General features: G+C 61.8%; 10 protein-coding genes and 1 pseudogene. 9 read left to right on the top strand and 2 right to left on the bottom strand.

Features of this window, described 5'->3' with window-relative positions; translation table 11 throughout:
• Positions 1–222: pseudogene (locus AC1DXM_RS31395) on the top strand (alcohol dehydrogenase); the annotation flags it as partial.
• 445 nt (positions 223–667) lie between these two features.
• Here the strand turns inward: AC1DXM_RS31395 and AC1DXM_RS31390 are convergent.
• Positions 668–1,846, bottom strand: a complete 1,179-nt coding sequence (locus AC1DXM_RS31390) for an OmpP1/FadL family transporter (protein WP_477239382.1) — start codon at positions 1,844–1,846, stop codon at positions 668–670.
• A 649-nt stretch (positions 1,847–2,495) separates the two neighbouring features.
• The gene (locus AC1DXM_RS31385; protein WP_477239380.1) at positions 2,496–3,536 is read right to left on the bottom strand and encodes an AraC family transcriptional regulator; all 1,041 of its coding nucleotides are present in this window, start codon (positions 3,534–3,536) and stop codon (positions 2,496–2,498) included.
• Positions 3,537–3,774: 238 nt separating this feature from the next.
• On the opposite strand from AC1DXM_RS31385, the gene AC1DXM_RS31380 reads away from it, so the two are divergent.
• The 8 genes from AC1DXM_RS31380 to AC1DXM_RS31345 form a co-directional block, all read left to right on the top strand.
• Positions 3,775–5,079 carry an MFS transporter gene (locus AC1DXM_RS31380; protein ID WP_477239384.1) on the top strand — a complete coding sequence of 435 codons (1,305 nt, stop codon included), beginning with the start codon at positions 3,775–3,777 and terminating at the stop codon, positions 5,077–5,079.
• A 112-nt stretch (positions 5,080–5,191) separates the two neighbouring features.
• Entirely contained in the window at positions 5,192–8,416 is a 3,225-nt protein-coding gene (locus AC1DXM_RS31375; protein ID WP_477239378.1) for a bifunctional cytochrome P450/NADPH--P450 reductase, read from the top strand.
• Positions 8,417–8,451: 35 nt separating this feature from the next.
• The gene (locus AC1DXM_RS31370; protein ID WP_477239376.1) at positions 8,452–10,032 is read left to right on the top strand and encodes a flavin-containing monooxygenase; all 1,581 of its coding nucleotides are present in this window, start codon (positions 8,452–8,454) and stop codon (positions 10,030–10,032) included.
• Positions 10,025–10,927, top strand: coding sequence for an SDR family NAD(P)-dependent oxidoreductase (locus tag AC1DXM_RS31365; protein ID WP_477239374.1), 903 nt, complete (start codon positions 10,025–10,027; stop codon positions 10,925–10,927). The genes AC1DXM_RS31370 and AC1DXM_RS31365 overlap by 8 nt, the downstream gene beginning before the upstream one ends.
• Positions 10,924–11,868, top strand: coding sequence for an alpha/beta hydrolase (locus AC1DXM_RS31360; protein ID WP_477239372.1), 945 nt, complete (start codon positions 10,924–10,926; stop codon positions 11,866–11,868). Before AC1DXM_RS31365 ends, AC1DXM_RS31360 begins: the two co-directional genes overlap by 4 nt.
• Before the next feature lie 475 nt (positions 11,869–12,343).
• Positions 12,344–14,107 carry an acyl-CoA dehydrogenase C-terminal domain-containing protein gene (locus tag AC1DXM_RS31355; RefSeq protein ID WP_477239370.1) on the top strand — a complete coding sequence of 588 codons (1,764 nt, stop codon included), beginning with the start codon at positions 12,344–12,346 and terminating at the stop codon, positions 14,105–14,107.
• A gap of 28 nt (positions 14,108–14,135) precedes the next feature.
• Entirely contained in the window at positions 14,136–15,788 is a 1,653-nt protein-coding gene (locus tag AC1DXM_RS31350; protein WP_477239368.1) for a long-chain-fatty-acid--CoA ligase, read from the top strand.
• Positions 15,789–15,851: 63 nt separating this feature from the next.
• Positions 15,852–16,052 (top strand): alcohol dehydrogenase catalytic domain-containing protein (locus tag AC1DXM_RS31345; protein ID WP_477237696.1); only part of this gene is annotated, 201 nt, incomplete at its 3' end.

Here is a 16,052-nt window from a genome sequence, read left to right as displayed (position 1 = left end):
GTGCCGATGGATCAGGTGATCGCCTTCGAGCTCGAAATCCTCGGCAGCCTGGGCATGCAGGCCTACCGCTATCCGGCGATTATGGCGATGATTGGCAGCGGCAAGCTGAAGCCCGAACTTCTGGTCAGCAAGAGGCTCAGCCTCGAAGAGGCTCCGGCCGCCCTGATGGCCATGGGCGGCTTCGAAGGCATCGGCATCGGCGTGGTGACCAAGTTCCAGTAGCCGCCCTCAAGCCCCCGAGCCTGGCGGTTTCCTGCATCGCAAGACACTTCGCACCAACGACGCAAGCGCGCCACTGCGAGGGTAAACGACGATCATCAGCAGTTGATCCTGTCGGGGGCAGCAGCGTCCTGTCGCCTCGGGGGTGTCTCTGACTCCAGCAACGGGGAAGGTTGGTTCGCGATCATCCCAATGAATATAGGACGGTGGGTCGCCTGTTCGCTCGGCCTCGATAACTAATTTAGCTGGCACATACCGGCTTAGCCCGGGTGAGGCCAGCTGTCCTGCAGGCGACGGCCATACGATAGGCCACGCTGCGTTTCCTGGTCGAGGTTGACACGCTTGTTCAAATAGCAAGCCTTGGCTCTCATTCCAGCGTGTCATCCATCCTTGTCCAGCATCGCCTGCCGCGCCAGCTTATCGCGACCCAGTCGGGTAGAGACAGGCGCTAGAATTGCAACGAATACGACAATCCGACACCCACGGCCAAATCGGCGCCCGCGGTCGCGTCGTAGGTGGCACCGTTGTCGACTGACTGCGCTCCTGCTTCCAGATAAGACAGGGCTGTTCCAAGACCAAAGGTGCCGATCTGGGTCTTGTATTGCGCTCCGACACCAAGGGTCCAACTATCGGTGGTGATGTCCGCACCCGAGCCTACGCCCTTATCCCAGGTCACGTTGACAGTGCCAGCAAGCTTGTCGGTGAAGTCGTGCCCCACTCCAATCTGGACGGTATAGCCATCCGAGTAATTGAAGATCTTGTTAGCTGTACCCAGCCCAATCACGTCATAGCTGAAGTGCTGCAGAACACTCCAGTCTGTCCATTCTACGGACCCGTAGATCAGCCAGCCGGGGGCAACCCCTGTCTGTGCGTTGATCTTGAGCGACTGCGGCAGCGTGCCTGCACCGTTCGCGGGTAGATTGCTCGTTATCCCATTGTCGATCGCCAACTGAGAGGGCGTGTACGTGCCATCCCCTTCATGTTTGATTTCCGAGCGATACATAATCTGGAGCCGCATCGCGTATTCCGGGATATCGTAAGCGACGCCTACTCTGTAGCCGAGCGCTCCACCATCTTTCAAATGGACCGAGCCGATCCACGTGTTTTCCTTGTAATCGAATGTCTCGATGAACGCGCCGCCTAGCAAATAGAAATTCCCCGGGCCGGCCGCAAAGCGAACTCCGCAAGTTGCACCGTATTCGTCCGCGGAGAACTTCATTTTGGACGTGGGATTTGGGAACGGATCTCCGTTGCCGGCCGCCGTGAGATATTCGGCGACCTGCGCTTGATCGCTGTAGGTCGCGGAAGCGCCGAATGGCTGCGTGTAGGTGAGCGCACAGGAAAGGGGCGACCAGAACCTGAAGCCGACGGAAGCCTGAGGGACGACAAAGGGGTCGGAATAGGCGCCTTCCCGCACGGGTTGGCCCATCAGCGATGCAAAGCTACGGCCCGGATTGACGTATATCAGTTGCGAATCCACGGTGAAACGTTCGTCGCTGAAGAGGACGTCCGTGTTGGCTTGGCCGCGGGAAAATCCACCCGCGGAAGCTGGCATTATCGCTGGCAGCAGGAAAGCACCGGCCAGAAATATTGATCGAGGTACCCTCCGGACGAACATTGCGTACATCTCTTCTCCGTTCCCCTTTATGTTGCATTGTGTTCATGCAATTTGCAGACCTGCTGGCGCCTTACCGGATCGCCAAGGAAGCGCCGCGAGCCCGAATACACGATTGCGTTGACGACCCCTGGCGCGCGTTGGCAAGCTGGCGTGAGAAACTAGCCAGTGAAGAGCATCTCGGTGTGACGACTGGCGCGTGTGAGTCGGCGCCCTCCCCGACCATTTTCCGCGCGAACTCCGCGAGGCGGAGGCCACCCCTATTCTCGTTAGACGGCGATCAGTCCCCGTGATCCACCAACCCAACACTCCACCACGATATGTGGCTGTCTCGACCGAACAATGGGGGATTTGGCCAAAGGAGTGTCATTGTCGGCCAAATAGCTGGTTTGAGGACACCCACAGCCGTCGCGATTAAGCCGTTTTTGTGCCCGGCTTGGCTTCTGCCCAGCCGGCACGCTCCGCCGGCTGGGCGATGCAAGTTCCCGTCATCGCCCTCGACTTTTGAGAAGCCGCGCATCGCAGGTGTCCGAAAACGAGGTATCCAAGTGCGACCCTCACCTCACCCTGCCCGGCCTCGCAAGATCGGAGGGCAACAATGGTTGGAGCCGAGATAGTCGTCCGCGCTCCCTCGACGCAGGTCTTCTTGCCGCCAGGGACTCTATCGCGGCCAGGTTTCCGACATATCCGCCCGCAACAAACCTGGTGTTGTGCCCGTCCAGCGGCGAAAGGCCCGGCGAAAATTATGAGGATCCGAGAAGCCCACGATGAACGCTATCTGCTCGACTGACATTTGCGGATTGGCGAGCAGCTCCAACGCCCGGTTCTTGCGAACGGCATCGAGCAGTGCTTGGAAGGAGACGCCGCTTTCTGCCAGGCGCCGACGCAGCGTTCTCTGGCCGACGCCGAGTTCGCAGGCAATCTTAGTGATGTTGCTGCGCTCGTTCAGATTTTGCCTCAGCGCGCGCTCCACCGATTCGGTGATCTCCGCCGCCTCGCGCAAACGGGCGCGGTTGTAAGCTATGAATTCGAGGAGCTGACGATGCGTGAACGGGTCCGCCGTGAGCAGGGGCTGCTTGTACCACATGGGATCGTAAAGAAAGGCGTTCTCCATCTGGCCGAAACGAATTTCGCATCCGAAGAGCCGCCGGTACACGTCCGCATGTGCGGGAGGTGGATAAGTAACATCGACCCTAAGGGGTTTGAAACCCTCGCCGACCAGGCCGACCGCGATGCCCAGGAAGCTCGCAAAGGCTTCCTCGACTAAGAACGTGTAGATTTCGGGGTCGTGGAAACGAGTTGATGCGGTGACGACGATACCTTCCTTTGTGGTTCGCGTGTCAAAGTCGAGCATGCTGCCGCTATCTCTTTGCAGCTGAAGTGCGAGTTCGACGGCCTCGCCCACCGTGGCCGAAGTCAGCATGGCATAGCCGATCAAGCCAGCGGATGTGATCTTCTCGCGACTTCCCGTTTCCAACCCGAGCGCCTGGCCTTTGGCCATTTGAGTTGCACGCAGGATGGCTTCCCGTCCTTGCCGGTAGGACACCCGACAGCCCGGGTCCTCCAGGTCCTTGACCGCTATTCCCAATCCAACGAGCATCCGGGAGGGATCCAGTCTGAATTCAGACAAAGTCGCGACCAGGCTCCGGATCAGAAACGCAGGAATGTTTGCCGTAACATATCGCGTATCGACGGATTTCATCTAAACCTCCTCCCCCTACGGCACCTGTTGGCGATTGCCGCCAAGAACGCCCCTCTGCCGCCGTCCCCTTTGCCCCTCCAGGCAGCTGCCGAATGGCCGCGTATTGTCTCCATCTTCAACTGAGGAATTTACAATCCGCAGGGACGTTGGAGTGCCCGAGCCCAGCTTGGCTTGGTGGCACCTCATTTGACCGACAGCAGATTTGAGACGTGTCGTGCCGTCAAGCCGTCGCGTGAACATGCCGACGATTTGGCCGGAAAAGACCCCAAACCGGCCCCAAACATCCCTTGCTGGCTACTCCTTCACTTCTATCCTTCGCGGGGTCAGCAGCCGAAGAAGCTGCGAGGAACGAGAAGAACAGACCGGCGCCAATGCGCCGGAGCTGCGTTGGGAGGCGATAGTGTGGTGGATCCTGGGACTTAGCGCCGCTTATGCCCTTGCCCTGAACGGCACGATGGTGATGCCCGTCGTTGTCCTTTCGATGAGCAAGCTGGCTGGCTATGATGAAGGGTTGGCCACGGTGGTCGCTAGTGCCGAACTGGCGGGCATTGGCTTTTACGGACTGTTTCTTCCAAAGCTGGCGGTTCGATCATGGCGTTGCGTCGCAGTGACCGGAGTGCTTGCGGTGCTTGTCGGAGAGGCGGCAAGTTTCTGGTTGCAATCGCCGCTGACGCTTGCGGGGGCTCGCTTTGTCGCAGGCCTCGGCGAAGGCGCCATCTTCAGCCTCGTCGCCATGAGCCTTGCTTCGCTTGCCGATGCCGAGCGGCTCTGGGGAGCCCTCAACCTGATCAGCGGGGTGGCGTTGGGCATCCTGCTCTTTATCGTATCCATGATCCCGCACCAGGAAACAGGGGCGCCAGTCTTTCTCGTCCTTGCTGCGTTTACCGCGATGATGGCGCCATTCCTGCTGTTGATATCGAAACGTTCGGCGGTGAAGACGGCGGCCACGCATCAATCCAGACTCGATAGCGGCAAGATGCGGCTGACCATGCTGATCGTCTTTCTCGTCTACGCCGTGCAGGCCGGGCAATGGGTGGTTTGCGGCTATGTCGGCGAGCGGGTGGGCCTGAGCGGTCCGCAAGTCGGCCTGTATCTCGCGGTGGCGTCATTGGCAGGATTTTTAGGCGCCATCGTCCCGATGACCACCCACGACAAGGCGAAGCGACTCACCTTCGTACTTGTTGGCTTTCTGGTCATGGCCGTATCGATCTATTTTCTTTTCAACGTCTTCACCCCATCGGTCTTTGTGATCGCACAGGTGTTCGTGAATGTCGGCTTCTACATCGTCACCCCGTTCGTGACCGGTATTCTGACTGAGAACGATCCGGATGGCTCCTTGATGTCGCGTATCCTGGTGATCGCCATCGTGGGAGCGACGATCGGCACCGCGGTCGCCGGCCCGATCTTCGTGACGGCGGGACCTTCGATCTTCGCCTGGTCTTTCCTGCTGCCGCTTGCCATTGCGGCCGTGTTTGCGACGCTGGTCTTTGGGCATTTGCACCGCTGCTTACCGGGAACGCTTACCGCAAAGATCGCCGAATGAGTGGTCGGCCGGGAACAATTCCGACATCTGCAACGCATACCGCGTCGTTAGCGGAAAGGGTTCAAGCGTGACATCGGTCCCGATTCTGAATGGCACGGCACAGGAGATCGTTGTGGGCAGGAGCAAGCCAGGCACCCCAGCGCCGCAGATCCCCGAGCGAAAGAGCCTTCCTTTTGTGGGCCACGCCTTGAGCATTCCCGGCGGCGGACGCCTGATGGACTTCCTTCTGGCCGAAGCCGAGGAACAGGGCGCGATATTCCGATTGCGCATTTTCGGCAACGAGATGATCCTGGCCTCCGGGTCGGACCTGGTTGCCGAATTGTCCGACACCGACCGCTTCGTCAAAAGCGTTCATACAGATCTTGTGCGGCTCCGCGATATTGGCGGCGACGGCCTGTTCACTGCCTACAACGAAGAACCAAACTGGCGTAAGGCGCACAACATCCTTATGCCTGCGTTTACCCGCGAGGCGATGCGCGGCTATCACGCGATGATGGTGTCCGCGGCACGTAGCCTGGTCGGTTACTGGGATCAACGGGCTCGCAACAAGCATCCAGTCGATGTGCCGCGGGACATGACCCGTCTTACGTTCGACACCATCGGGATGTGCGGGTTCGGCTACGAATTCGATTCTTTTGGCAGGGACGATCTCCACCCTTTCGTCGCTTCAATGGTCCGCGCCCTCACCCACGCCCAGGAAGCGAGCGAGCTGCCGGATTTTGTGAGCCGGCTGCGGTTCAAGCGGAATCGCGCCTACAAGCGCGATATTGCGTCGATGCGGGGGCTCATCGCCTCGCTTATCGAGCGACGGCGCGCGGAAGGCGCGACCCGCACGGATGATTTGCTCGGCCGCATGCTCAACATTTCCGACCCAGGCACCGGGCAACCGCTTGACGATGCAAACATCCACAATCAGGTCATAACGTTCCTCATTGCCGGTCACGAGACAACCGGCGCCGCGCTTTCCTTCGCACTCTATTACCTTGCAAAGCATCCGGCTGTGCTTGCGCGGGCGCAGCGGGAGGTCGATACGCTGTGGGGTGCCGATGACGATACCAGCCCTAGCTACGAGGATGTCGGCAAGCTCACCTATATTAGACAAATCCTCGACGAAGCGCTGAGGCTCTGGCCTACTGCTCCTGGATACGCGGTCACCCCTGTCGAGGAAACCGTCGTGGCGGGACGCTACGCCTTCCGCCCTGGCGACTCGATCCAGATCTTCATCCCGTCACTGCACCGACAGCCGGAATGGGGTGGCAACGTCCATAGCTTCGACCCTGACAGGTTTAGTCCCGAGGCCACGGCGGCCCGCCCCGGACACATCTACAAACCATTCGGGAACGGTGAACGCGCCTGCATCGGACGGCAATTCGCGCTCCATGAGGCAATTCTGGTGCTGGGCATGCTGGTGCACAGATTCCACCTCAACGACCGTACCAATTACAAGTTGAACATAGGCATGACGCTAACGATCAAGCCTGACGGTTTCATGCTATATCCGGAGCCAAGGAAGCCGAGCGAGCGCCGAGTCGAACGCGTGGCCAGTCCGGTCCTTGCGCCTCGGCCAACCACCGTGGCGGCTAGCCACACATTCCCAAGGCTCGCCGTGTTCCATGGCTCGAACCTTGGCACATCGGCCGGTGTAGCGCGAGAACTCGCGGCCGCCGCCTCGGATCACGGACACAGTGCTTCTGTCGCGCCACTCAACGATGCGGTCGGCAAGCTCAACGACCTGGCCACCGGCACCCTGCTGGTGATCGTGGTTTCTTCCTACAACGGCCGTCCCACCGATGATGCCGACAGGTTCGTCAACTGGGCCGAGGCCTTGCAACCCGGCTCGCTCGAAGGCCTGTCCTTTGCGATCCTCGGTATTGGCGACCGCTCGTACTCCGCGACTTACCAGCGCATTCCGTCGCTGATCGATGAGCGGCTCTGCGCCGCCGGGGCGACACGCATCGGGGACCGGGGCGAGGCGGATGTCGGGGGAGACTTCAGCTCCAGCGTGGACTCCTGGTCGCAAAACCTGTGGGACTCTATCAAAACCGGGGACGGCGACCGCGCGGCGGATGACGCGGCAACTGCCGGTCAAGCCGCTCTCCAGATCGCCCTCGAACCGGTAGAGAGCAGCGAGGCGGAACGGGCCAGACAGCATGGCATGGCCGCCATGACCGTGGTTGATTCGGGCGAGCTGGTCGACCTCGCCAACCCCCTCGGGCGATCCAAGCGCTTTCTGCGGCTGCGTCTGCCCGACGGTGTCAGCTATCGCACCGGTGATCACCTTGCGGTGCTGCCGAGGAACCACAATGAACTCATCGAGCGCGTCGGCGCCCGGTTCGCTCTCGATCTGGATCGTCCGGTGCGTGTTCGCGCCTCCCGGAGACTGCGGCTCTTCTTGCCTCAGGAGCGCCCCATTACCATTCGTGAGATATTGCGCGACTACGTCGAATTGCAGGAACCCGCGACCCCTGAGGATCTCCGCTTCCTTGCCGAACGCTGCCCATGCCCGCCAGAGCGCAAGCCACTGGAGGACTTAGCTGGCCTGGAAGCCGCCGAGTTCGAACGGACGATCACGGCGGTCAGCACTAGCGTTCTCGACCTGCTGGAGCGCTACCGTTCGATCGATCTTCCTTTCGAGCATTTCCTGGCACGGTTGTCTGCGATCAGGCCCAGGCGATACTCGATCTCATCGTCGAGCGTAGCCACACCCTCGGCGGTGGACCTCATGGTTTCGGTGGTCGATGCCCCCTACCGCAACGCCGGAAACGGACAGGGACGGCGGTACCGCGGCATCGCATCAAATCACCTCGCTCTCCTGATCGCCGGTGAAACCGTCCTGGCCCGGATCGTCCCATGCAGCGACAGCTTCCGCCTGCCGGTCGATCGCACGGCGATCCTCATCGGCGCCGGCACGGGTCTGGCGCCCCTGCGCGGGATGATCGGGGATCGCGCCGCCCATGGCCACACAGCGCCTCTGGTTCTCTATTTCGGCTGCGATCACCCCGACGTCGATTTTCTTCACCGTCAAGAGCTGGAGAAGGCTGAACGCGAGGGGGTCGTCACGCTACGGCCGGCGTACGCTTTCGCCCCTGTCGACGACCACAAGTTCGTCCAGGATCGCATGATCTCGGAGCGCACCGAAATCTGGTCCCTGATCAATCAGGGCGCACATATCCGGGTGTGCGGTGACGCCGCGCGGCTCGGCGCGGGGGTGGAGGCGGCACTTCTCGACATCCACCGTCAGTGCTCTGGCGAAACTGAAAACGGCCCCAGCGATCCAGCGACGCAGTGGCTGGGCAAGCTGCGTTCCGAAGGACGGTTTGTGTGCGACGTCTGGTGAGAGCCGACCAATTTCCCGTGAAAGGACCCGCTGTGTTGGACATTTCTGCCTCGTCAAGCTACGCCACTGCGCAGCCGATCGATGACGTGCTCGACGTCGTGATCGTGGGTGCCGGATTGTCCGGAATCGGCGCCGCCTGCCATCTCATGCGTCAGCGGCCTAACAGCACCTTTACGCTGCTCGAGTCGCGCGCCGATCTGGGCGGCACCTGGGATCTCTTCCGTTATCCCGGGGTTCGATCCGACTCCGATATGTTTACGCTCGGCTACTCGTTTCGTCCCTGGCGTGACCGCCGCGTCATTGCCGACGGTCCGTCGATTCTAAACTACCTAAGGGACACCGCGGTCGAGTACGGCGTTGATCAGCGCATCCGCTACGGCCACCGAGTCGTCGGTGCCGCATGGGACGGCACCCGGGCCTGCTGGATCGTCACAGTGGAGAAAGCGTTGCCGGATGGCAGCGCCACCACGACTGTGCGGATCAGCTGCCGATGGTTGTCGGTCTGCTCGGGATACTATCGCTACGATCAAGGACACCGTCCGCACTTCGAGGGTGAGGAAACTTTTCGCGGCGAGATCATATCACCACAATCCTGGCCGGAGGACCTCGACTGGACTGACAAGCGTGTCACGGTGATCGGCAGTGGGGCAACGGCGGTAACCCTGGTTCCGACGCTCGCGCAAAAAGCCAAGCACGTCACCATGCTGCAACGCACACCCACATATATCGTTTCATTGCCCACCGAGGACTCACTGGTCCGGCGGCTTGAGCGGATCTCGGCTCCAGATGCGTGGATCAGCCGGATCATGTTTTGGAAGAACGTCCTATCCAACATATTGTCGTATGAGATGGCTCGACGTTTTCCCCGCCTGTCCCGGCGGCTCATCCGCAAGGAGATCGACCGCGAGCTAGGCAAGCACGTCGAGGTGGAGAAGCACTTCAACCCGCCATACAACCCCTGGGATCAACGGGTGTGCGTGGTTCCTGACGGTGACTTGTTCGAAGCAATCCGCAACGGCACAGCCGAGGTCGTAACCGACACGATCGCTCGCTTTGTTCCCAACGGGATCGAAACCAGCAGCGGGCACTTCATCGAGTCCGAGATTGTCGTGGCGGCAACAGGACTACAGATGATTCCGCTCGGGGGAATGACCCTGTCCGTCGACGGCCAGCCAGTGTCACTGCCCGATAGCGTCGTCTACAAGGGCATGATGCTGTCGCAGGTCCCCAATTTCAATCTGGTGATCGGCTACACGAACAACTCATGGACGCTGAAGGCCGATCTGGTCAGCGAGAGCATTGCTCGTTTGATCGCTCATCTTGACAAACATGGCTATGATTTCGTCATGCCGCGTGCACCGGAAGGCGTCGGCGGTGTCCCATTCGTTGACCTGCATTCCAGCTATGTCCAGCGCGGGATCGCTGGCTTCCCGAAGCAGGGTAACCGCAAACCATGGCGGCTGCACCAGAACTACCTTTTTGACCTGAAGCTCTTTCGCCGCGATTTTGAGGGCGACCCCGCCCTTGAGTTTCGCCGTAGCCCGGTGGCGACCGGATCTCCGAGCCTTCCCGTGACCAGTTCTCTGTCCGACCGCAAAGGAGCCTCCTATGCATGACTTCGATTTTTCCGGAACCGCCATTGTCACCGGCGCCGCCGGCGGCATTGGCCGTGCCCTTGTCACTCAGCTTGCCGATCGAGGTTGCGACGTGGTTCTTGTCGACCGTGACGAGAAGGGCCTGAACTCTGCCCTTGCTGAGCTCCGTTCCAAGTATCCGCGAGCTCAGTGCAGCTCATACGTCGCCGATCTGACCAGCAGCGAGCAGGTGCACACGCTCGGCCTAACTCTCAGCCAGAACCATCCCGACACCCGCCTTCTCGTGAACAACGCCGGCGTGGCGCTGAGCGGGGTGTTCGAGCAGTACTCCAAAGAGGATTTCGACTGGCTTCTCGCTGTCAACCTTCTGGCGCCGATTGACCTGGTCCGGGCTTTGTTGCCGGTACTGCGCCGCAACAAGGGCTCGCACATAGTAAACGTATCGAGTGTCTTCGGGCTTGTCGCTCCCGCTGGCAACGTCGCCTATGCGACAAGCAAATTCGGCATCCGCGGGTTCACCGAGGCCCTGCGGGCCGAACTCGCACCCTCCAAAATCGGCGTCACCTGCGTTCATCCGGGCGGCATCAAGACCAACATCTCGCTGGCCGCGCGCATCGGCTCCGAGATGACGCCGGAACAGCGGGCCAAAGCCGAGAGGGACAATGTGGAATTCGACAAAGTTCTCACCATTACCCCGGAAGTGGCCGCCGGAGCGATCATCGATGGCATTGCCCGCCGGCGCCCGCGTGTGCTGATCGGCGCGAGTGCGAAGATACCCGACGTCGTTGCGCGGCTATTCCCCTCGCACTATCACGGCGTGGTAGACGGGCTGGAAGCAGCGCTCGGCTGGTTGTCCTCGCTCGCCGGGAAGCGCGGCACGTCCGCCGCGCCGGCCGTGAAGCGGGTGGCACGATGAGCGGCGCCGATCGCCCCGCGCCCGCGGCAGATCTTGCTTTGCTGCTGGCTGAACTCGATCCAACAGACCGGACCGCTATTTCGCCTGGCCAGCAGCGTGCCGAATACGCAGGGTTTGTCGAAATGTTCCGCGGCGAAGAACCGGCCTTCCCAGGCAGGGTCACCGACGAAGTGATCGAGACGGGGCCGGACAAGCATTCGGTGCCGGTCCGGCGCTACCGGCCGGATCACGAAGCCCACCCAGGGCACGTCCTGGTTTACTTTCACGGCGGCGGCTGGGTGCTGGGCAGCGCTGACACCCACGATCGGCTTACGCGCGCGATCGCCGACCGCCTGCGCCTGCATGTTATTTCGGTCAATTACCGGCTCGCACCAGAGCACCCGTTCCCGGCCGCTTTCGACGATTGTGAACGGGTCGTCGCGCACGCAGCACAAGACGCGACGTGGTTGGCCGTGGGCGGGGACAGCGCCGGCGGCAACCTTGCCGCCGCGATCAGCGCCCACCGGGCGGCCGGCGGCAATCCCGTCGACGCCCAGGTCCTTATCTATCCAGGGCTCAAGGTCCCCAACGGCGATACAAGTCTGGACGGGCTCGGCCTGGATCGCAGCGACATAGACTATTTCTGGTCCGCGTATCGCGGCGACCACACGCCCGATGCCCTGCTTGCCCCGCTGCTTGCGCCGGATCCCATAGACGCGCCCCCCACATTGGTGACTACGGCAGGTTGTGACCCGCTTCGGCCTGACGGCGTTGAATACGCCCAAAGGCTCATCGCCGCCGGTATATCGACCGTGTATCTTCCGTTCCCCAGCCTGATACATGGATGGCTGGAGCTGGCAGAACAGGTTCCGAGCGCGGCGCGCGCGCGCGCAACATTGCTCGATGCGATCGGGGAACTGCACAGGAGCACCTCAGCGGCGCAACCGCGTAGGCTTTCATGACCGCCCTGGCTGACATCTGGTCCGGCCCGACGGCGAGCCGCCGCTGCTGCACCGAGCTCATCGCCGACGGCCGGTCCCCAGTTGGGCGTTCCGACGGCATTCATTTAGGCGTTGTCGGCCATCCAGGCCGCCAGCGGACCGCTTCTTGCGTGCGCGATCCTCCCTGATCGCGTAAGGCGAGGCGTCGGCGCTTGCGAGTGGGCCTAGGCCCTGTGAGGGTTGGCGCCTCGGCTTCGCAAGTCACCGAAGGCGGGGCGCTGGCGGGCGCCCCGCCGCCGACTTGCATCGTGGGAGCTGCGCTTCCCGCTTCTGACAAGTCCACTGTGCCCTTATCGGGATGAACTCGCTTACGCCGGACGAGGTGGTCGCGCTGGAAGGCGAGACCTTCATCGACTTGCCGGCAAGCACAACGTTCACCGCTTCAGTTGCGGTTGACGACGGGCAAGCCGGTAGGCAACCGAACAGGAAGGCACCCATGGCCGGCTATATCCCTCCCGTTGAGGACATGTCGTTCTTGCTCGGCGAAGTCTTCGACTTCGACGCACAAATGACCGCCCTTCCCGGCTGCGACGACGTCAACACGGAACTGGCGACCCGCATCCTGGAAGAAGGCGGCAAGTTCTGCGCCGAGATCCTGGAGCCGCTCAACCGAGGCGGTGACGAAGAGGGATGCAAGCTGTCGAATGGAATGGTGACGACGCCTAAGGGCGTCGCCGACGCCTACAAGGCCTTTGTCGAGGCCGGCTGGGGCGGCCTTTCCGGCAGCCCGGAATTTGGCGGACAGGGTCTGCCGCGCGTGCTGCAGATACTGCTGGACGAGATGGTATCGTCGGCAAATCTCTCCTTCGGCCTGTTCCCGGGGCTTACGCGTGGCGCGGTGGAGGCGATTTCCCATCATGCGAGCGACGAGCTCAAGCAGAAATATCTGCCCAAGATGGTCACCGGCGAATGGACGGGCGCCATGGCGCTCACCGAATCCCGCGCGGGCACCGATCTCGGCCTGCTCACCACCCGCGCCGAGCCGGTAGGGGACGGCTCCTATTCCATCAGCGGTTCGAAGATCTTCATTTCATCGGGGGATCAGGATTTTGATGGCAACATCATCCATCTGGTGCTCGCCCGCCTGCCCGACATGCCAAAAGGCGTGAAAGGCATCAGCCTGTTCCTATCGCCCAAGTTCCTCGTCGATGCGGACGGCAGGCTGGGCGAACGCAACCGCATGTCGGTCGGATCGCTAGAGCATAAGATGGGGATCCACGCGCAGCCGACCTGCGTGATGAATTATGACGGCGCGATCGGCTGGCTGGTCGGCGAGCGCGGCCGCGGCCTCAACGCCATGTTCACGATGATGAACGCCGAGCGGCTGTTCGTCGGCATGCAGGGCCTTGGCGTCGGCGAGGCCGGCAACCAGAAGGCCGTTGCCTATGCTCGCGAGCGCCTGCAGGGTCGTTCCGCCGACGGTGAGCGCGGCCCTGTTGCGATCATCGAGCATGCCGACGTGCGCAAGATGCTCCTGGAGGGCCGCTCCATCACCGAGGCCGGGCGCGCGCTCGCCGTCTGGATCGCGCTGCAGATGGACATCGCCGCCAGCCATCCGGACGCCGAGACGCGCCGCAAGGCGGAAGGCCTCGTGGCCCTGCTGACACCAGTGGTGAAGGCGGCTTTCACCGATTTCGGCTTCGAGATCGCGGTCCTGTCGCAGCAGGTGTTCGGCGGGCACGGCTATATCCGTGAATGGGGTATGGAACAGTACGTGCGAGACGTTCGCATCACTCAGCTTTATGAGGGCACCAATGGCGTGCAGGCCATGGATCTGGTCGGCCGCAAGCTGCCGATGGAAAACGGTGAACTGCCTCTGCGCTTCTTTGCGCTTGTGCGCGAGGAACTGTCGCAAATCAACGGACCCGCCTGGCTCGACACCGTGAAGTCCACCGTGGTCGATAGCCTTGCCCGGCTGGAGAAACTGACGGAAGACCTGTTGGCCAAGGGCGCCGATCCGGTGGAAACCGGGGCGTGCGCTACCGACTACCTTCGCTTCTTCGCGCTGGTGGCGTTCGGCTGGCTGTGGGTGCGCATGGCACAGACAGCCGCGGCTTGCGCGACGACGCCGCACAAACAGCGCAAGCTTGCCCTGGCCCGCTTCTTTGCGGCTCGCCTGCTGCCGCAGACCGTCGCACTCGAGGCGGCGATCCGCGCCGGTGCTTCAGACATCATGGCGCTCGACGCCGACCTGTTCTGATTGAACCATTGTCCGGGAGGAAAAGACCATGCTTGGCCTGATGATGAATACACCCCTGCTCGTGTCCTCCATCCTGCATCATGCGGCGACCTATCACTGCGACACGGAAATCGTTTCGAAAACGGTCGAGGGCCCGATCCATCGCTACACCTATGCCGATCTTTCGAAGCGTAGTCAGAAGCTTGCCAACGCGCTGGCAAAGCTCGGACTGTCGCGCGGAGATCGGGTCGGAACGCTGGCCTGTAACGGCTACCGGCATCTTGAGCTGTATTACGGCGTTTCCGGATCGGGGCTCGTGTGTCACACGATCAACCCGCGGCTCTTCCACGAGCAGATCGGCTACATAATCGAACATGCCGGTGACTGCCTGCTCTTCTGTGACCTCAATTTCCTTACGATCCTCGAAGCGCTGGCCGACCGGCTGGTCGGCATGAAGGCGATTGTCGTCTTGACCGACGCGGCACATATGCCGAAATCGGCGGCGCTGCCGAACCTGGTTTGCTACGAAACCCTCATCGCGGACGAGCCGGACGAGTTTGCCTGGCCGGTTTTCGACGAGAACACGGCTTGTGGCCTTTGCTACACGTCCGGGACCACCGGCGACCCCAAGGGCGTGCTCTACAGCCACCGCTCCACCGTGCTGCATGCCATGGCGATCAGCTTGCCGGACGTGCTGGGCCTTTCAGCCATGGATGCCGTGGTGCCGGTTGTGCCGATGTTCCACGTCAATGCCTGGGGCCTGCCCTTCGCGGCCCCGATGGTCGGCGCCAAGCTCGTGATGGCGGGACCAAACCTCGATGCCGCCAGCCTGCATGGGCTGTTCGAAAGCGAGAGCGTGACGTTCACCGCCGGTGTGCCCACCGTTTGGCTCGGCCTGCTCGACTGGATGGACGTCAATGGCCAGAAGTTCTCAACGTTGAAGCGCGTCGCCATCGGCGGCTCCGCTTCGCCCCCGATCATGATCAGCCGCTTCCAAGGCATGGGCGTCATGGTGCGCCATGCTTGGGGCATGACGGAAACAAGCCCCGTCGGCCTTGCCGCTACGCTGCTGCCCAAGCATCAACGCCTGTCGGAAAAGCAGAAACTCACACTGGAGTCCAAGCAGGGACGGCCGCTGTTCGGGGTGGAGTTCCGCATCGAGGGCAGCGACGGCAAGCCGGTGGCGCGTGACGGAAAAGGCTTCGGCGCCATGCTTGTGCGCGGCCCCTGGGTCGCGGCCGGCTACTACGACATGGAACAGAGCCCAGCTCATACGGTGGAGGGCTGGTTCGACACCGGCGACATCGTGACCATGGACGAGGACGGTTTTGTTCAGATTGTCGACCGCACCAAGGACGTTGTGAAATCCGGCGGCGAATGGATCAGCTCGATCGAATTGGAAAACATCGCTCAGGCCCATCCCGCGATCAGGGAAGCGGCCGTAGTCGCGACGCCCGATGCCCGCTGGGGCGAGCGCCCGGTCCTGGTCGTCGTCGTCAAGCCCGGCCAGACGTTCACCCGCAACGACATGCTGGATGGCTATGCCGGCAAAATCTCCAAATGGAGTATTCCCGACGACGTCATCGTCGTCGACCAACTGCCTCATACCGCAACGGGCAAGCTGCTCAAGACCGCCATTCGCCAAATCGTGTCCGACGAATACGCCAGGCGTTTGCCCGACGACGCGGCACTGGTGGACTGACTTCCAAGACGTATAGCCCCTGCCCGCCCCGCGCCCCCCGGAAAGCCCCAGAAGGACCTTGATATGAAAGCTGTCGTCTTCGAACAGTTCGGCCAGGCGCCGACGATCCAGACCGTCGCCGATCCGAAGCCGACGCCCGAAGGTGTCGTCATCAAGGTCGAGGCGACGGGCCTTTGCCGCAGCGACTGGCATGGCTGGATGGGCCATGATGAGGGCATCACGCTGCCGCATGTGCCGGGCCATGAGCTGGCCGGCATCGTCGTC

The organism is Mesorhizobium sp. P3_A2, assembly GCF_056403115.1.
This window is presented reverse-complemented; position numbering and strand designations above follow the sequence as displayed.